Below are 18,362 nucleotides of genomic sequence, written 5' to 3'. Positions count from 1 at the left end.
CGGTTTCTTAACGTTGGGTCAGTGTTTGGCATTTAGATTGCTGTCCGAGTAGGGGCAGCCCGGTGCGCATAAGAACCCAGATAGTCGCGACATTGTTCAGCGCCGTGGCCTTGATCGGCCTGGTCGGCGGCGTTGCGATCGTCTCGCAGATATCGCTGACCAAATCCGTGGCGCTGGCCGAGGCGACAAGCGTCGCACGGCAGCTGGCCGAAACTATTGCCTTCAGGGCGTCGGACGCGCCGCGTTCATTATTCGAGAGACCCGATGGGCTCCGCGAATTCGTGACTTTGCAGCACGGCCGCTCGAAACGCGATCTCGTCATCGTAGACAAAAACAAGGTTATTTTCGCCGACGTTCCGGGAGAAGAGCAAAATATCGGCACGACGTTCGACTACGATCCCGGCAATGAAATCGCCCGGACGATTGACGACGGCGTGCCGCGCAACTTCGTCGAGGCCAGTGCCGACGTGGCCGATCCGATTGACCTGGTTGCGGTGCCGATCGAGGATGCACCCGGCAAGATCGTCGGCGCCGTCCTGTTCGAGTATACGCCGCTGCTGCGTGCCGCGCAGCAGCGCACGAACGATATGCTGTGGCTTGTGGGCCTGTGTACCGCGGCAGCCGTGCTGATCGCGGCGGCCTCCGCCTTCCTGTTGTTGCGAGGCTTCAGTAAAGGCCTTGCTGGTCTCAACCGCGGCATCGAATCGCTGGCGCGCGGCGACGCCGGGGCCCGTATCGGCCGCACCTCCGATGACGAGTTCGGACAGTTGGCGCAAGGGTTCGACACTATGGCCTCCGAAATCGAAGCCTCGCGCGCTCAACTTGTCGATCAGAAGGCCTACATCGAAGACATCGTCCAGACCGTTGCCGAAGGCATCGCCGTCATCGACGGCAAGGGTCAGGTCGTGTCCGTCAATCCGGCGGCAGCCGAGATCATCGGGCGGCGCAGCGACAAGGTCGTGGGGCAGGACTGGCAGTCGGCCCTGGATATCAGGGGGCCGTCGGGAGACAAGCCCGCGTCGGGAACATCTCCGGTCGAACTGGCCATGACCACCGGCCGCCGCCACCAGAATGAGGTGAGGCTGGCAAAGCCGGATGGGACCTCCTTGCCCGTGGTCGTCAGCTGCAATCCGCTCAACCGCGCCGATGGCGGCATCGTGCTGACGCTCAGCGACATCAGCGACCTGCGCAGTGCCGAGCGGGCGGTGCACGATCGTGCCGAAGAACTGGCGAGGCTCAATCGTGAACTGAAAGAGACATCGGAGGCCACGACCCGCCTGGTCAAGCTCGGCGAACTGCTTCAGGCCTGCGTCACTTTTCACGAGGCATTTTCCGTCGTCGGCTCCGCCATGCCTGATTTCTTCGGCGGATTGAGCGGAACCGTTCATCTGACCAGTGCGTCGCGCAACCTGGTGGAGGAGATGGCGCATTGGGGCACCATCCGGTCGAGCGTCGGCCAGTTCGGACCGGAAGATTGTTGGGCGCTGCGGCGCGGCCAGGAGCACGTCGTCGGTCCAGGCATGCTGACGCCGCGCTGCAACCACATCACCGAAAATGGCGGCCGCGGTTATGTCTGTATGCCTCTAGCAGCGCAGGGAGAGACACTTGGCATCCTGCATCTGTGCGAGCCGAATGCCGTTGACAAGCCGGAGTGGCTTGCCGAACGGCAGCAGATACTGCGTGGCGTCGTCGATACGCTGGCGTTGGCGCTTGCCAATCTGCGCCTGCGCGAGACGTTGCGGCAGCAGTCGATCCGGGATCCCAACACCGGGCTCTACAATCGCCGCTACCTTGAGGAGACCAGCAGCCGCGAGCTCAGGCGCCTGGAACGTGCCGAGCAGCCGCTGACGTTGATCATGCTCGACGTCGATCATTTCAAGCAGTTCAACGATACGTTCGGCCATGAAGCTGGGGATCTCGTCCTCAAGCAGGTGGCCGCCACGCTGGTCGACCATGTCAGGGAAAGCGACGTGGTTTCGCGCTACGGCGGCGAGGAATTTGCCTTGATGATGCCCGGAACGTCACTGGCCGATGGCGCCGATCGCGCCGAAGCTCTGCGAAAGGCGATCAAGCAGCTGCATGTCACGCATCGCGGCCGCACGCTCGGCACCATCACCGCGTCGTTCGGGGTCGCCGCCTTCCCGGAGCTCGGCGCCTCATGGGCGGAGATCGTCAATGCCGCGGATCGCGCTTTGTATCAGGCAAAGGCTGAGGGCCGTGACCGCGTCATCGCCGGAGCGGGTCTCGCCCGTGTCGAGCAGCAAAAGCCAAAACTCACCAAGAGCGTGGCTTGAAATCTGGTTGATGGACGAGGCAAGGCGACGGAATCCTCACCGCCTTGCGAAACCGCTATCATTTGGCTAAGGAGGCCGCGCATTGAGCGCCCGGCCACAGCTTGGCGCATTTTTCCGCTTTTCGGCCTCCGGTCCGGCATCCAGTCAAAGGCATTTCGCTTCTATGGCGCGCATCGTGATGAAATTCGGCGGAACCTCCGTCGCCGACATCGCCCGCATCCGCAATGTGGCGCGTCATGTCAAACGCGAGGTCGACGCCGGCCATGAGGTCGCCGTCGTGGTCTCGGCGATGTCCGGCAAGACCAACGAGCTCGTGCAATGGACGCGCGAGGCCTCGCCGATGCACGATGCGCGTGAATATGACGCCGTGGTCGCGTCCGGCGAGCAGGTCACTGCCGGCTTGCTGGCGATCGCGCTGCAGAATATCGGCGTGCATGCCCGCTCCTGGCAAGGCTGGCAGATCCCGATCAAGACCGACAACGCGCATGGCGCGGCGCGCATTCTCGATATCGACGGCGGATTCCTGATCAAGCGCTTCGGCGAAGGCCAGGTGGCGGTGGTCGCCGGTTTCCAAGGCATCGGGCCGGACAACCGGATCGCAACGCTCGGCCGCGGCGGTTCCGATACCAGCGCTGTCGCCATCGCGGCAGCGGTCAAGGCCGACCGCTGCGATATCTACACCGATGTCGACGGGGTCTACACGACCGATCCGCGCATCGAGCCGAAGGCGCGGCGGCTGGCCAAGATTTCGTTCGAGGAAATGCTCGAAATGGCCTCGCTCGGCGCCAAGGTCCTGCAGGTGCGCTCGGTCGAGCTTGCCATGGTGCACAGGGTGCGTACTTTCGTGCGGTCGTCCTTCGACGATCCCGACGCACCAGGAATGGGGGATTTGCTTAATCCGCCGGGAACGCTTATTTGCGACGAGGAAGAGATCGTGGAACAGCAGGTCGTCACCGGAATTGCCTACGCCAAGGACGAGGCGCAGATTTCGTTGCGCCGCGTCGGCGATCGGCCGGGCGTCGCCGCCGGCATTTTCGGGCCGCTGGCCGAGGCCAACATCAATGTCGACATGATCGTCCAGAATATCTCTGAGGACGGCAAGTTCACTGACATGACCTTCACCGTGCCATCCGGCGACGTCGACAAGGCGCTCGCCGTGCTCGAGCGGCTGAAGGCGACGATCGGCTACGACGTGGTGCAGTCGGAAGCCGGCATGTCGAAGGTCTCGGTCATCGGCATCGGCATGCGCAGCCATGCCGGCGTCGCCGCTACCGCCTTCAAGGCGCTTGCCGACCGCGCGATTAACATCCGCGCCATCACGACGTCCGAAATCAAGATTTCGATCCTGATCGACGGTCCCTATACGGAACTAGCAGTTCGCACTTTGCATTCCGTGTACGGTCTGGATAAGCAGTAGCGGACTGCAACGGCCCGAAAATCGGAATCGATTTTCGGAAGGCAGGATGCAGCGGATCGAAAATCTTGGAGCGGTCTTTATGCGTCCAATTGGACGATGGCGCTCTAATTGAGTTGTTGCGTTTGTGCCGCTGTGCAGGGCAACCTGCACCGGTTGAAATGCTATTGGAGGAAGAAGCCGCGATGCGTGATTCGGCCAGTGGCCCGCGCGTTTTGCTGAAACGGCTCCGCGAGCTCATGCAAGAGCCGCTGGAGCCGCAGGAGCGGCTTGACCGAATCGTGCGCGACATCGCCTCCAACATGGTTGCCGAGGTCTGCTCGCTCTATGTGCTGCGCGCCGATTCGGTGCTCGAACTCTACGCCACCGAAGGCCTGAACCCGAACGCCGTCCACCTGGCGCAGCTCAGGCTGGGCCAAGGTCTGGTCGGCACGATCGCGGCCTCGGCGCGGCCGCTCAACCTCTCCAATGCGCAGGAGCATCCTGCCTTCGCCTACCTGCCGGAGACAGGGGAAGAGATATACAATTCCTTCCTCGGCGTGCCGGTGCTGCGGGCAGGGCGGACACTCGGCGTCCTGGTCGTGCAGAACAAGACCATGCGCCATTATCGCGACGACGAGGTCGAGGCGCTGGAAACAACGGCGATGGTGATCGCCGAGATGATCGCCACCGGCGATCTGGAGCGGCTGACAAGGCCCGGCCTCGAGCTCGATCTGCGCCGCCCGGTAAGCTTTACCGGCCTGTCCTTCAACGAAGGCGTCGGTCTCGGCCATGTGGTGCTGCACGAGCCGCGCATCGTCGTCACCAATCTTTTCAACGAGGACAGCGAGGAAGAGGTCAGGCGGCTCGACGCGTCGCTCGGCTCGCTCAGGCTCTCCATCGACGACATGCTGGAGCGCCGCGACGTCGCCTTCGAGGGCGAGCATCGCCAGGTGCTCGAAGCCTATCGCATGTTCGCCAACGATCGCGGCTGGGTGCGCCGGCTCGAGGAGGCGATCCGCAACGGCCTGACGGCCGAAGCGGCGGTCGAAAAGGTGCAGAGCGACATGCGTGCCCGCATGCTGCACATGACCGATCCGTATCTGCGCGAACGGATGAGCGATTTCGACGATCTCGCCAATCGGCTGCTGCGGCAGCTGATGGGGCGCGGACCGGAGGACGTCGCGGCCTCGCTGCCCAAGGACGCCATCATCGTCGCCCGCTCGATGGGTGCTGCGGAGCTGCTCGATTATCCCAGGGACAAGCTGCGCGGGCTGGTGCTGGAGGACGGCGCCGCGACCAGCCATGTCGTCATTGTGGCGCGGGCCATGGGCATACCGGTCGCCGGCCAGATGAAGGGCGCCGTTTCCATGGCGGAAAACGGCGATGCCATCATCGTTGACGGCGAGGAAGGCGCTATCCATCTGCGCCCGCAGCCCGACCTCGAGGCGGCCTATGCCGAGAAAGTGCGCTTCAGGGCGCGGCGGCAGGAGGTCTACCGCGAACTGCGCAAGAAGCCGTCGGTGACCAAGGACGGGGTCCAGGTCGATCTTCTGATGAATGCCGGGCTGGCGGTCGATCTGCCGCAACTGGCCGAAGCGGGTGCGGCCGGCATCGGCCTGTTCCGCACAGAGCTGCAATTCATGGTCGCTTCGACCTTTCCGCGCGCCGAAGCCCAAGAGCGGCTCTATCGTGACGTGCTCGAGGCGGCGCGCGACAAGCCGGTGACGTTCCGCACCATCGATATCGGCGGCGACAAGGTGCTGCCCTATTTCAAGGGCTCGATCCAGGAGGAAAATCCGGCGCTCGGCTGGCGGGCCATCCGCCTGACGCTCGACCGGCCTGGATTGCTGCGCACCCAGATCCGCGCGCTGCTCAAGGCGTGCGGCGGGCGCGAACTGAAGCTGATGCTGCCAATGGTGACGGAACTCGGCGAGATCGCGCAGGCGCGCGAGATCATCGATCGCGAGGTGCGGCATCTGTCGCGCTTTGCCCATCATTTGCCGACCAGCCTGAAGCTTGGGGCGATGCTGGAGGTGCCGTCGTTGCTGTTCCAGCTCGACGAACTGATGAAGGCGGTCGATTTCGTCTCGGTCGGCTCGAACGACCTGTTCCAGTTCGTCATGGCGGTGGATCGCGGCAACACCCAATTGTCCGACCGCTTCGACCCGCTCTCGACGCCGTTCCTGCGCGTCCTGAAGCAGATTGCCGACGCCGGGGCGCGCAACCAGACGCCGGTGACCTTGTGCGGCGAACTTGCCGGCAAGCCGATCTCGGCGATGGCGCTGATCGGCCTTGGCTATCGCTCGATCTCGATGTCTCCGGCATCGATCGGCCCGGTCAAGGCGATGCTGACGGAACTGCCGCTCAGCGAACTGGAAGCGTTCTTCGACGATAATCTGATGGCGCCGGCGCATGGCCTGCCGATGCGGGCGCTGCTGCAAGCCTTTGCCGACGACCGCTCTATACCGCTATAGACTTCGCCATGATCAACCTGCCCCGCGACCGTATGGATCAAGTCGTCAAGCGTTTCGACATGCTCGAAGCGCAGATGTCGGCCGGGCCAGCGCCGGACGCCTATGTCAGGATGGCCTCCGAATATGCCGATATCCAGGAGATGGTGGCAAAGATCAGGGCACTGCGCGCCGCGGAGCACGAACAGGGCGATCTGGAGGCGATGCTCGCCGACAAGGGCACCGACGCCGAGATGCGCGCCTTGGCCGAGGCCGACCTGCCGGAGGTCAAGCATCGCATCGAGGCGCTGCAGAAGGACATCCAGATACTGCTGTTGCCCAAGGATGCCGCCGACGACAAGAACGCCATCCTCGAGATCCGCGCCGGCACCGGCGGCGACGAGGCGGCGCTTTTCGCCGGCGACCTGTTTCGCATGTACGAGCGCTATGCCGCGGCGCATGGCTGGCGTTTCGAGACGGTGTCGGCCAGCGAGGGTGAGGTCGGCGGCTACAAGGAAATCATCGCCACCGTTTCGGGCAAGGGCGTCTTTGCCCATCTGAAGTTCGAATCCGGCGTGCACCGGGTGCAGCGCGTGCCGACGACCGAGGCGGGCGGACGCATTCATACCTCGGCGGCGACGGTCGCGGTGCTGCCGGAAGCCGAAGAAGTCGACATCGACATCAGGGCCGAAGACATCCGCATCGACACGATGCGCGCCTCGGGTTCCGGCGGCCAGCACGTCAACACCACCGATTCGGCCGTGCGCATCACCCATCTTCCGACCGGCATCATGGTGGTGCAGGCGGAAAAGTCGCAGCACCAGAACCGGGCGAAGGCCATGCAGATCCTGCGCGCCAGGCTCTACGACCTCGAGCGCAGCAAGGCGGACGAGGAACGTTCCGAATCGCGCAAGTCGCAGGTCGGCTCGGGCGACCGCTCGGAACGCATCCGCACCTATAATTTTCCGCAGGGTCGCGTCACCGATCATCGTATCAACCTGACGCTCTATAAGCTCGACCGGGTGATGATGGGCGAACTCGACGAGATCATCGACGCGCTGATCGCCGATCACCAGTCGAAGCTGCTCGCCGATATCGGCATCGATGGCTGACAGCCTGCCCGCCACGCTGGCGCCGCTGCTGCGGGAAGCGCGAAACCGGCTCACCGCAGCCGGGATCGCGGATCCGGCGCTCGATGCCAGGCTGATCGTCGAGCATTTTTCCGGCACCAGTCGCACGCAGGCCATCGCCGATCCCGGGCGCGCTGTCGATACGGACGTGACGGCGGTAATCGAAGCCGCCTTGCGGCGGCGCATCGCTGGCGAGCCGGTACACCGAATCCTTGGCTACCGCGAATTCTACGGCTTGCGCCTTTCGCTTTCGCCGCAAACGCTGGAGCCGCGGCCGGATACCGAAACGCTGGTCGAGGCTATACTGCCCTTCGTCAAGGCAGTGGCGGCACGCGAGGGCTGCTGCCGCATCCTCGATCTAGGGACCGGTACCGGTGCCATCGCGCTGGCGCTGCTCAGCGCCGTTCCGGCCGCGACCGCCACCGGCGTTGACATTTCGCAGGAGGCGCTGGCCACAGCCATGCGTAATGCCGGGGAATTGGGGCTCGCCGGCCGGTTCACGCCGCTCAAATCCGACTGGTTTGAAAAAGTTTCTGGCCGGTACCATGTAATTGTCGCAAACCCTCCCTATATACCCTCAGACGACATTGGAAATCTGCAGGACGAGGTCCGCGGTTTCGATCCACGCCAGGCCCTCGATGGCGGTGTGGACGGTCTGAGCCCCTACAGGAAGATCGCCGCGGGAGCGGCAGCGTATTTGGAAGTCCAAGGCAGGATTGCGGTCGAGATCGGCCATACGCAGCACCAACAGGTTACGGAGATATTCTCCGCGGCCGGGTACCGTTCGGTCGGGGTGTTTCGTGATCTCGGCGGAAACGACAGAGTTCTTGTGTTCGAACGGTGAAAGCCGTGATGCAGTGCGAAAAAAGCGCTTGGCAATACCGGGGAATGCGGCTAGGGTCGCCTTAACCGGATGAGACGAAGCAGGCAGTGCTCTTAGCGATTCGGTTTTCCTTGGAAATAGCTGCCTTCTTGCGCAAACGACGCCCAAGCTTCGTGCGGGAATCGTCCGGCAAGTGAAGTAACCGGAACAGGATGGCACGTGGCGCCAACGCAATTGATGCGGGCGAACGCCGGTGAAGGAACGAAACGGCTGGCCGCATGAGCGCCTCCGTTCGTGAAGAGTTTTTCGAAAATTTCAAAGTGAAGAGAGTCTAATGAGGCCACAACAGCAAAACAGGCGCATGCGCGGTCGCAACAACAATGGCGGCGGCGGCAACAACAATAACAACAACAACCGTAAGGGGCCTAATCCCCTGACGCGCAACTACGAGAGCAACGGCCCGGACGTGAAGATCCGCGGATCGGCTCAGCAGATTGCCGAGAAGTACGCAACCCTTGCCCGTGACGCGCAAAGCTCCGGCGACCGGGTGATGGCGGAAAACTATCTCCAGCATGCAGAGCACTATAACCGCATCATCGCAGCCGCTCAGGCGCAGATGCCGATCCAGAACGCGCAGCAGAATCGCGATGATTTCGACGATGACGGCGACGAGGATCGCGACGAGTTCGACAATGCCGGCAACAACAATGCCAACGAGACGTCGGGTTCGGCGGCCAATCACGGTGCCGGCCCGCAGCCGGTCATCGATGGCACGCCGGCCGAGCTGGCTCTGAACCAGGAAAACAGCCGCGACAATCGGGGCGGCCGCGACAACCGTGAAGGCCGCGACAACAATGGCGGACGCCACCGCGACCGTCGCCCCAATGGCGGTTACGGCCAGAACGGCCAGCGCGGCGAGTATGGCGCGCGCGGCGAGCAGGGTGGCCAGCGCGCCGAACAGCCACGGCGCGACGAGACGCCGGCGCAGGCGGAGCCCGTGCCGGCCGCTGGGCCGGTCTTTGTGAGCGAGCCCGCACCGCAATTCGACAACCTTTCGCCGGCGGGTCTCGCCGCCCAGGCCGAGCTCAACGAAGCCGCGGCCGAAAACAGCCCGGCCCGCCGCCCCAGGCGTCCGCGTCGCCCGCGCCTCGATGTCGAACAGGCAAATGGCGGCAACGACAACGCCGGCCCTGACAGTGCCGAGACTGGCAGTGCCGAGACAAGCAGTGCCGAGACAAGCAATGCCGAGACTGGCAATACCGACGCTGGCAATGTCGATGCAGCGCCGGCTGAAGGCCCCGACGGTCAAGCTGTGATCGCAGACGTCGAGAATTGATCGGAAAAACGTTCAGTCGATCTTAGCGCATCCTTTACCCCAGGCGGCGGAGAGAAATCTCCGCCGTTTTTGCTTTGCGCGCTCGGAATATTATGCATTCGCCAGTGTCGAGGCGTCTTGAGGGTCCGTGGTTTGCGTCCCATATCTTGCGTGAACAGGATCCGGCTCGAACGGGCGGGTCCGTCACCGCAATCTGATCCGGTGCCGCGAAGCGGGCCGGTGACGGAAGGAGACAGGCATGAATCTTGAAAAATATTCCGAGCGCGTGCGCGGCTTTATCCAGTCCGCACAAACCATGGCGCTTTCCCGCAATCACCAGCAATTCACCCCCGAGCATATCCTCAAGGTCCTTGTCGATGACGACGAGGGCCTGGCTGCGTCGCTGATCGAGCGCGCCGGCGGCAATGTCCGTGACGTCAAGCTCGGCGTCGAAACGGCACTGGAGGCAATGCCCAAGGTCGAGGGCGGCAATGGCCAGCTCTATCTGGCGCAGCCGCTGGCAAAGGTGTTTTCGACCGCCGAGGAACTGGCCAAGAAGGCCAGTGACAGCTTCGTTACCGTCGAACGGCTATTGCAGGCGCTGGCCATGGAAAAATCGGCCAAGACCGCCGACATCCTGTCCAAGGCGGGTGTCACGCCGCAGGCGCTGAACCAGGTCATCAACGACGTACGCAAAGGTCGCACTGCCGATTCGGCGAGCGCCGAGCAGGGCTACGACGCGCTGAAGAAATACGCGCGCGACCTGACGGCGGACGCCCGCGCGGGCAAGCTCGATCCGGTCATCGGCCGCGACGACGAAATCCGCCGCACCATCCAGGTGCTGTCGCGCCGCACCAAGAACAACCCAGTGCTGATCGGCGAACCCGGCGTCGGCAAGACGGCGATCGCCGAAGGGCTGGCGCTGCGCATCGTCAATGGCGATGTGCCGGAATCGCTCAAGGACAAGCAGCTGATGGCCCTCGACATGGGGTCGCTGATCGCCGGCGCCAAATACCGCGGCGAGTTCGAGGAGCGGCTGAAGGCGGTGCTTTCCGAAGTCACGTCTGCCGCCGGCGGCATCATTCTGTTCATCGACGAGATGCACACGCTTGTCGGTGCCGGCAAGGCGGATGGCGCCATGGACGCGTCGAATCTGCTGAAGCCGGCGCTCGCCCGCGGCGAACTGCATTGTGTCGGCGCAACCACGCTCGACGAATACCGCAAGCATGTCGAGAAGGATGAGGCCCTTGCCCGCCGCTTCCAGCCGGTCTTCGTCAATGAGCCGACGGTCGAAGACACTGTCTCGATCCTGCGCGGCCTGAAAGAGAAATACGAGCAGCACCACAAGGTGCGCATCTCGGATTCGGCACTGGTCGCGGCCGCAACCCTGTCCAACCGCTACATCGCTGACCGCTTCCTGCCGGACAAAGCGATCGACCTGGTCGACGAGGCCGCGTCGCGGCTCCGCATGCAGGTCGATTCGAAGCCCGAGGCGCTGGACGAGATCGACCGCCGCATCATGCAGCTCAAGATCGAGCGCGAGGCGCTGAAGGTCGAGAAGGACGATGCCTCGAAGGACCGGCTCGCGCGGCTCGAGAAGGAACTCTCGAACCTCGAGGAGGAATCGACCGAGCTGACCTCGAAATGGCAGGCCGAGAAGCAGAAGCTCGGGCTTGCCGCCGACCTCAAGAAACAGCTCGACGAGGCGCGCAACGAACTTGCCATCGCCCAGCGCCAAGGTGAATTCCAGCGCGCCGGCGAACTTGCTTACGGCAAGATCCCGGAACTCGAAAAGCAGCTGAAGCAGGCCGAAGCCAGGGATGGCAAGGCCGGCATGGTCGAAGAAGTGGTCGGCCCCGATCACGTCGCCCATATCGTCTCGCGCTGGACGGGGATCCCGGTCGACAAGATGCTGGAAGGCGAGCGCGACAAGCTGTTGCGCATGGAAGACGAGGTCGGCAAGCGCGTCGTCGGCCAAGGCGAGGCGGTGCAGGCAGTGTCGAAAGCGGTGCGCCGGGCCCGCGCGGGTCTGCAGGACCCGAACCGGCCGCTCGGCTCGTTCATGTTCCTCGGGCCGACGGGCGTCGGCAAGACCGAATTGACCAAGGCGCTGGCCAGCTTCCTGTTCGACGACGAGAGCGCCATGGTGCGCATCGACATGTCGGAGTTCATGGAGAAGCACTCGGTCGCCCGGCTGATCGGCGCGCCTCCCGGCTATGTCGGCTATGAGGAAGGCGGCGCGCTGACCGAAGCGGTGCGGCGCCGGCCCTATCAGGTCGTGTTGTTCGACGAGATCGAGAAGGCGCATCCTGATGTCTTCAACGTGCTGCTGCAGGTGCTCGACGACGGCCGGCTGACCGACGGGCAGGGCCGCACGGTCGACTTCCGCAACACGCTGATCATCATGACGTCCAATCTCGGCGGCGAATATCTGGTCAATCTCGGCGAGGACCAGGATGTCGACGTCGTGCGCGACGAGGTGATGAATGTCGTCAGGGCTTCGTTCCGGCCGGAATTCCTCAACCGCATCGACGAGGTGATCCTGTTCCACCGGCTGCGCCGCCAGGATATGGGCCAGATCGTCCAAATCCAGCTCAAGCGGCTGGAAAACCTGCTTGTTGACCGCAAGATATCGCTTTCGCTAGATCAGGAGGCGATCGACTGGCTGGCGGCCAAGGGTTACGACCCGGCCTATGGCGCGCGGCCGCTGAAGCGGGTGATGCAGAAGGAATTGCAGGACCCCCTGGCGGAAAAGATCCTGCTCGGCGAGATCCTCGACGGCTCAACTGTCAAGGTCACCGCCGGCTCCGACCGCTTGAACTTCCGCTCGAAGCCCGCGGTCGTGGCAACCGAGGCAGCCGCCTGAGCTCAAGCCAAAAGCCTGTTCCATCCCGATCGAATCGGGATGGAATTCCTATCTTCAATCTCGACCATGATCCTTTCCGAAAAACCGGCATACCCTTTTGTTACGCCGGCCTTCGGTTCATGGTCCAACATCACTGGCGGGGCGCAGATGACGCTGGACGACTATAACAGCTTCTGCGCCTCGCTGCCTTCGGCGACCCATGTCGTGCAGTGGGGCGGCGCCCATGTCTGGAAGGTCGGCGGCAAGGTCTTCGCGATCGGCGGCTGGAGTGAGGGCAAGGAGCCGTTCGTTACCTTCAAATGCTCCGACATCGCCTATGACGTGCTGAGGGAGCAGCCGGGCCTTCGGCCCGCGCCCTATCTTGCCTCACGCGGCATGAAATGGATCCAGCGCCAGACCGGCGAAAGCATGGATGATGGCGCGCTGAAGGATTACCTGCGCGAAAGCCACCGTCTTGTCGTGCTGAAGCTGACGAAGCAGGCGCGCAAGGAATTGGGACTCGCTGCCGGTTAATCGGTCAGAAATCCGCCATCTTCATGCCCGGTTCATATTGGAACCTTATCGTTGGCAACTGATTTGCTGGCGAAGGGGTTCGCCTACCACATCGGCCCGAAATCGAGTTTTGATTTTCGCAAAGCACGATGCGGAGATTTAAAGCGTTAGAGCGTCCTTTGCGCGTCGAAAAAGACGCGCGGCGCTTTGAAGAGACAATGCCGGCGGCGGCAATTACGGACCGGAGAATTTGGCCATCATGTTGCGCACCATCTTCACCCTTTCAGCGCTTGCTGCCGGGCTGCTGGCGTCGAATGCGATGGCCTCGCCAATAGTGGATACCGCGCCACGGGTGGTTCGTGCCGCCAATGGCGGCGGCATTCTTGTCGCCCAGAACGGCAATCTCGACATCTATTACGACGCCAGGGGAAACCGCGTCATCGTCGATGCGGAGACCGGCAAGGTTATCGCCATCCAGCCGCCGCAGACCAGGCTCGACCGCCGTGCCTTGCGCCGCGAGCGCTTGCGCAATCTCGGACCGGTCGAGGACGACCGCTATTATCTCGACGACCCGCAGGACATGGCGCGCTACCGCCGCAGGCAGTTGGAAGACGAGGGCAGGATCATCGTGCCGCCGGCCGACGACTACGATCTTAATGGCGACAATTCGGTGGAAGCCTTCCCCGAAGCGCCACGGGATGACGGCTACGGCAATGGTTATCCGGAGGCAAAGCCGCGCACCATCGAGCGCCAGCCGCCGCTCAACGAGGCCTCGATCGAGCCGGTCGAGCCGACGGTGCCGAACGAGCAGGCGGCCTTACCGCCAGACACAGCCCCGCCGCCAAGCACTGGCGGCAAGACGGCGGTCGACCCGTCGCTTGCGCTCGGCGCCCGCGAGGACGTGGCGGCACTGCAGGTGCTGCTCGACCGTGCCGGTGCATCGCCCGGCGTCATCGACGGACGCTTCGGCTCGAATGTCGACAAGGCGCTCGCCGCCTATAATGAGATCACCGGCAGCAATCTGAAATCGACCGACGCAATCGGCATCCAGGCGGCCCTGGCGCAATCCGGCGGCGATGCCTTCGCCTCATATACGATCACGCCCGAGGATGCGGCCGGTCCCTATGTCGCCTCGATACCGGAGGACTACAGCCAAAAGGCCCAGCTCGATCGGATGGGCTACACGTCGGTACCCGAAGCGCTGGCCGAGCGCTTCCATATGGATGAAACCTATCTGAACAAGCTCAATCCGGACGCCAATTTCAATCGTCCGGGCACCATCATCAAGGTCGCCAATTTCGGCAGGCTGGTGGCGACGCCGGTGGCGCGCATCATCGCCGACAAGTCCAATAAGCAGGTCCGCGCCTATGATGCGGCGGGCAAGCTGGTCGCAGCCTATCCGGCGACTATCGGCTCGTCCGACACGCCGTCGCCGTCCGGCACGCATGCGGTGTCGCGTGTCGCATTGGACCCGAACTACACCTACAACCCGAACATCAATTTCAAGCAGGGCGAAAACGACAGGATCCTGACCATCCCGCCGGGGCCGAACGGCCCGGTCGGCTCGGTCTGGATTGCGCTGGACAAGCCGACCTACGGCATCCACGGCACGCCGGATCCGTCCAAGATCGGCAAGACCGAAAGCCATGGCTGCGTGCGGCTGACCAATTGGGACGCGCGCGAGCTTGCCAAGATCGTGACGCCCGGCGTTATCGTGGAGTTCGTCGACTAAAGCGCAACGCCCGCGCCCGGATCACCCGATGACCTTGCGCAGCAGTGGCGCGCGCGGCGCTGCGGCATAGATCAGCTGCACCACCAGGATGAAGCCGACGCTGAGCAACGGGCTGATCAGGCAGAGAGCAGCGCCGACGGCCCACAGGATCTGTGCCTTGACGATGCGCAGATAGACCGTTCGGGTGGTCTCCGCGTCGACACCTTCGGCCAGAAATCCGTTTTTGTCCGCGTAGCGCCAACTGGCGAGCAGCGTCAGTCCGAGCATCAAAAGATTGAACCAGTAGGCGAGCACCGCAGTCCTGAATTCGAGGAAGTCGGCGAGAAGGTCGGTCGAGAACGGCAGCAAGGCGATGAAGCCGAGGAAGCAGAGGTTCAGCGTGGCAAGCCGCCGGTCGGATTTTGCAATCAGCCCGTGTTGCGCCTGCTGGCCGAACCAGAAGATGGTCAGCGTCAGGAAGCTGAGCGCATAGGTCAGGAAGCGCGGCGCCAGTGCTGTGATCGCTGTGATCAACTCGCGTTCGGAATGCACCGTTTCATGCGCCGGCACCCTGATCTCGAGAACGATCAGGGTGAGCGCGATGGCGAACACGCCGTCGGTGATGCCGACGACGCGCCCGCGTCCTTCCGCCGAGGGTTCGAGCGGCCGTTTCATACGGTATTTCCCCCTTGTCTGTAGCGCTGCGAGAAGCTTAGCACGGCACTTGCCGTTTGCACCCTGAGCGGCGTGATCCTGCCTGTGTGGCCGGTTGGGCCTGGTTTCAACGAGAACAGTCTGCTGGCCGGTTGTCGCCGGCGCGCCGGCGATCTAGGTAAGGCGGCATGCACACGCCAACCAAAGTCGGTACCGGCGCCGTTCCCCTGACCGGCTCACTTCCCGCCGATACGTTCTGTCCGCAGGCGCAGCGGCGGTTCGTGCTGATCGCCGCGATCCTGGCTTCTGCGCTCGGCTTCATCGACGGGTCGGTCCTGGCCATTGCGACGCCGGCGATCCGCGTCGACCTCGGCGCCAGCCTCGCCGAGGCACAATGGATTTCCAATGCCTACGCATTGACGCTCTCAGCCCTCATTCTCGTCGGCGGCGCCGCCGGCGATCGCTTCGGCCTGCGCCACTCCTTCGTCGCCGGCATCGTCCTGTTCATTGCCGCCTCGCTTGCCTGCGCGCTGGCGCCTAACCCGGCGGTGCTTATTGCGTTTCGGGCTATCCAGGGTGTCGGAGCGGCCATCATGGTGCCGGGCAGCCTGGCCATTATCGCCAAAGCCTATCCGAAAAAGGAACGCGGCCGGGCGATCGGCATCTGGGCCGCAGCATCAGCACTGACGACGGCGCTCGGCCCGGTGCTGGGCGGCTTCGTGCTGTCGGCGTTCGGCGACGGCATCTGGCGGGCGATCTTCGCCATCAATCTGCCGCTCGGCCTTATCTCGGTCTATCTTCTGCTGGCCAAGGTCCCTGCCGACGCGCCGGTGGAAAAGCGCAGCCTCGATCTCGGCGGCGCTGCACTCGCCATATTGGCGTTCGGAGCTCTCGCTTACGGTCTGACCTCGATCAGTGGCGACGGGGAGGGGCTGATGTCCGGCCCGAGTATTGCCGCCGGTGCGGTTTTGCTCGTCGTGTTCATCGTCTTCGAGCGCCGGCGGCGCGAGCCGATGATCGATCTGTCGTTGTTTCGGATCGGCGCGTTCGCGGGCGCCAATGTGGCTACCTTCTTCCTTTATTTTGCGCTGTCGGCCAATCTGTTCTATCTGCCGATGCTCATGATCGCCGGATGGGGGCTGAGCGCGGCCGAGGTCGGTTTCATCTTCTTGCCGCTTTCGGCATTGATCGCAGTGTTGTCCGGACCGGTCGGCCAGTGGTCCGACCGCATCGGGCCTCGCTTTCCGATCTCCAGCGGCAGTCTGGTTGTGGCTCTTGCCTTTGCCGGACTTGCCTTGCTGGCCTATTGGGGCATCCACAATTTCTGGATCGGGGTATTCCCGCTGATGGCATTGATGGGGCTCGGCATGGCGCTGGTGGTATCGCCGCTGTCGACCGCCGTCATGACGGCGTCGAGGACAAGGATACGGGTGCGGCCTCGGGCATCAACAACGCCGTCTCGCGCATCGGCGGCCTGGTTGCCGTGGCGGCGATGGGATCGCTGGCGGCCTGGGTCTATGCTGGCGTGCTCGGCACCGCTGCCGGCTCCGGCATTCCGGGTTTCGGCGAACCGCCGCCAGCCGGCCTGGCGCCCGGCCTCGATGCGGCACGACTTGCCGCCAGCGACGCGGCATTCGCCGCCGTTGCCGCGGTGACCGCGGTGCTTTGCCTGCTTTCGGCAATCGCCGCGTGGACGACGGTTTCCGGCGAGCGGCTGCCATGGGCGCGCGACACGGCGAATCAGCACGGCTGACGACGAAAAACGTCGGCTCAGCCTTCGATCTTGGCGCTCGCGACCTTCAACTGGTTGCTGTCTTCCTGCTTGAGCAGGTCGTCGATGCGTTCGCGCTCGCGCTTGAAGGCGACGAGGTCGTCGCCCTTCAGCGTCTTGCCGACCGGTAGGCGGACGCGCATCGAATCGACCTTTGTGCCGTTGACGATCAGTTCGTAATGAAGATGCGGACCGGTGGAGAGGCCGGTTGAGCCGAGATAGCCGATAACCTGACCCTGGCGAACGCGAACACCCGGCTCGATGCCTTTGGCAAAGGCGCTCTGGTGATTGTAGGACGTCTCGTAGCCATTGGCGTGACGCAAGATGATCTGCTTGCCATAGCCACCGGCCCAGCCGGCTTTTTCGACGACGCCATTGCCCGCGGCAATGATCGGCGATCCCACGGGAGCTGCCCAGTCGGTGCCGGTATGCATTTTCACATACCCCAAAATGGGGTGGCGCCTGGCACCGAACCCTGACGTAAATCGGCCATTGGGCAACGGATTGCGCAGCAGAAACTGCTCGGCGCTGCTACCATTTTCGTCGAAGTAGTCGGTGCTGCCGTCCTGCATCTGGAAACGGTAGAAATTTCGCGTCGTGCCGCCGAAAGTCGCGGAGACGTAAAGCAGCTCGGATTCGTCAGACGCCTGGTCGTCGCCATCGGGCTGCGAGAACAGCACCTCGATGCGGTCCGTGGGATTGAGGCGCGACTGAAAGTCGACACTGGATGCCAGCAACTTGATCAGTCGTTGCGTCATCGCCTTGGACATGCCGTAGGAATAGGCGGTGCGGTAGATGCCGTCATAGACGTTCGGCAGATTGCCGCGCACTACGGGCGCAGGCGAATCGTCGAACGCCGTCAGCAATTCGGGATTTGGCTCCGGCTCCTGCGCCGGCACGTACTGGTCGTGGTCGTCGAGTGCGATGGTGACGATGTGCTGGGTCCTGTCGTACACGCTGGTGCGAACGATCTTGGCGGCGTCGCCATGGACCTCAAGCCCAACGCGCAGCACGGTTCCTGCCTTGAGGGCCGTCGCATTCAGCAATTTGGCGATCGCCTCGGCCATTCCGGTGGCATCCTCGCCGGTATAGCCCGAATCAGCGAAGGCCTCGGCAATGTCGAGATCCTTGGTGAAGGGGATGATTTCCTCGGCGAAAGCCGGCGCCTGGTCGTCGATGGCGGCACGCGGCGACACCGAGACGTTTTCCGGGACGATCTTGACGTCATAGGAGCCAGCCATGCTTTCTGCGAAGCCGTCACCGAATCGCTGTGGGTCGACATAATGCAGCGAAGCGACCTGGACAGCGCCGTCGCTCAGATCGGTGCCGGCCTCGCGCACGACCTTTTCCACCTCGTCGGCAGAAAGGTCGCTCTTTTCGTCGAAGGCCGCCGTCTCGATCGGGAAATCGACGGTCTTCAAGCTCATCTCGCTTTCGACCTTGGCGCCATAGATCTGGCT

11 protein-coding genes and 1 pseudogene (1 of these 12 running past the window's edge) are annotated in these 18,362 nt (G+C 63.4%); 10 read left to right on the top strand and 2 right to left on the bottom strand.

Annotated elements, in window-relative coordinates; translation table 11 throughout:
• Positions 1 to 62 precede the first annotated feature (62 nt).
• The 9 genes from NKH33_RS27605 to NKH33_RS27565 all read left to right on the top strand — a co-directional run bounded on the left by NKH33_RS27605 (position 63) and on the right by NKH33_RS27565 (position 14,498).
• Positions 63 to 2,294: a sensor domain-containing diguanylate cyclase gene (locus NKH33_RS27605; protein ID WP_352922423.1), complete on the top strand. Its 2,232-nt coding sequence runs from the start codon at positions 63 to 65 to the stop codon at positions 2,292 to 2,294.
• Positions 2,295 to 2,457: 163 nt separating this feature from the next.
• On the top strand, positions 2,458 to 3,711 hold the full coding sequence (locus tag NKH33_RS27600) for an aspartate kinase (protein WP_352471486.1): 1,254 nt from the start codon (positions 2,458 to 2,460) through the stop codon (positions 3,709 to 3,711).
• Positions 3,712 to 3,893: 182 nt separating this feature from the next.
• Positions 3,894 to 6,164, top strand: a complete 2,271-nt coding sequence (gene ptsP / locus NKH33_RS27595) for a phosphoenolpyruvate--protein phosphotransferase (protein ID WP_352471315.1) — start codon at positions 3,894 to 3,896, stop codon at positions 6,162 to 6,164.
• 8 nt (positions 6,165 to 6,172) lie between these two features.
• Positions 6,173 to 7,252 (top strand): peptide chain release factor 1, encoded by a 1,080-nt coding sequence (gene prfA / locus NKH33_RS27590; RefSeq protein WP_352471314.1) that lies wholly within the window; start codon positions 6,173 to 6,175, stop codon positions 7,250 to 7,252.
• Positions 7,245 to 8,114, top strand: coding sequence for a peptide chain release factor N(5)-glutamine methyltransferase (gene prmC, locus NKH33_RS27585; protein ID WP_352471313.1), 870 nt, complete (start codon positions 7,245 to 7,247; stop codon positions 8,112 to 8,114). The genes prfA and prmC overlap by 8 nt, the downstream gene beginning before the upstream one ends.
• A gap of 340 nt (positions 8,115 to 8,454) precedes the next feature.
• A complete protein-coding gene (locus tag NKH33_RS27580; RefSeq protein ID WP_352922418.1) occupies positions 8,455 to 9,429 on the top strand; it encodes a DUF4167 domain-containing protein in 975 nt (324 codons plus the stop codon).
• Positions 9,430 to 9,667: 238 nt separating this feature from the next.
• Positions 9,668 to 12,274 (top strand): ATP-dependent chaperone ClpB, encoded by a 2,607-nt coding sequence (gene clpB / locus NKH33_RS27575; RefSeq protein ID WP_352922415.1) that lies wholly within the window; start codon positions 9,668 to 9,670, stop codon positions 12,272 to 12,274.
• 147 nt (positions 12,275 to 12,421) lie between these two features.
• Entirely contained in the window at positions 12,422 to 12,787 is a 366-nt protein-coding gene (locus tag NKH33_RS27570; RefSeq protein ID WP_352456638.1) for an MmcQ/YjbR family DNA-binding protein, read from the top strand.
• A gap of 238 nt (positions 12,788 to 13,025) precedes the next feature.
• Positions 13,026 to 14,498 (top strand): L,D-transpeptidase family protein, encoded by a 1,473-nt coding sequence (locus NKH33_RS27565; RefSeq protein ID WP_352471309.1) that lies wholly within the window; start codon positions 13,026 to 13,028, stop codon positions 14,496 to 14,498.
• Between the two features lie 21 nt (positions 14,499 to 14,519).
• Here the strand turns inward: NKH33_RS27565 and NKH33_RS27560 are convergent, their stop codons facing one another.
• A complete protein-coding gene (locus NKH33_RS27560; protein ID WP_352471308.1) occupies positions 14,520 to 15,152 on the bottom strand; it encodes a TMEM175 family protein in 633 nt (210 codons plus the stop codon).
• 167 nt (positions 15,153 to 15,319) lie between these two features.
• Here NKH33_RS27560 and NKH33_RS27555 point away from each other — a divergent pair.
• Positions 15,320 to 16,884 (top strand): annotated as a pseudogene (locus NKH33_RS27555) (MFS transporter).
• A gap of 17 nt (positions 16,885 to 16,901) precedes the next feature.
• Here NKH33_RS27555 and NKH33_RS27550 read toward each other — a convergent pair.
• Positions 16,902 to 18,362 carry the 3' portion of a M23 family metallopeptidase gene (locus NKH33_RS27550; RefSeq protein WP_352475052.1) on the bottom strand. 498 nt of this gene lie beyond the right edge of the window, so only the last 1,461 of its 1,959 coding nucleotides appear in the window; the start codon falls outside the window, past its right edge; the stop codon is at positions 16,902 to 16,904.

This window comes from Mesorhizobium sp. M1182 (assembly GCF_040318335.1).
Classification (GTDB): Bacteria; Pseudomonadota; Alphaproteobacteria; order Rhizobiales; family Rhizobiaceae; genus Mesorhizobium.
The sequence above is the reverse complement of the archived record's forward strand: the minus strand, read 5'-3'. Positions and strand labels throughout refer to the sequence as shown.

What these genes read in the sequence shown, in the direction of transcription:
- NKH33_RS27600 (WP_352471486.1), top strand. Translation starts at nt 2,458, where the DNA reads ATGGCGCGCATCGTGATGAAATTCGGCGGAACCTCCGTCGCCGACATC.
- ptsP (WP_352471315.1), top strand. Translation starts at nt 3,894, where the DNA reads ATGCGTGATTCGGCCAGTGGCCCGCGCGTTTTGCTGAAACGGCTCCGC.
- prfA (WP_352471314.1), top strand. Translation starts at nt 6,173, where the DNA reads ATGATCAACCTGCCCCGCGACCGTATGGATCAAGTCGTCAAGCGTTTC.
- prmC (WP_352471313.1), top strand. Translation starts at nt 7,245, where the DNA reads ATGGCTGACAGCCTGCCCGCCACGCTGGCGCCGCTGCTGCGGGAAGCG.
- NKH33_RS27580 (WP_352922418.1), top strand. Translation starts at nt 8,455, where the DNA reads ATGCGCGGTCGCAACAACAATGGCGGCGGCGGCAACAACAATAACAAC.
- clpB (WP_352922415.1), top strand. Translation starts at nt 9,668, where the DNA reads ATGAATCTTGAAAAATATTCCGAGCGCGTGCGCGGCTTTATCCAGTCC.
- NKH33_RS27570 (WP_352456638.1), top strand. Translation starts at nt 12,422, where the DNA reads ATGACGCTGGACGACTATAACAGCTTCTGCGCCTCGCTGCCTTCGGCG.
- NKH33_RS27565 (WP_352471309.1), top strand. Translation starts at nt 13,026, where the DNA reads ATGTTGCGCACCATCTTCACCCTTTCAGCGCTTGCTGCCGGGCTGCTG.
- NKH33_RS27560 (WP_352471308.1), bottom strand. Translation starts at nt 15,152, where the DNA reads ATGAAACGGCCGCTCGAACCCTCGGCGGAAGGACGCGGGCGCGTCGTC.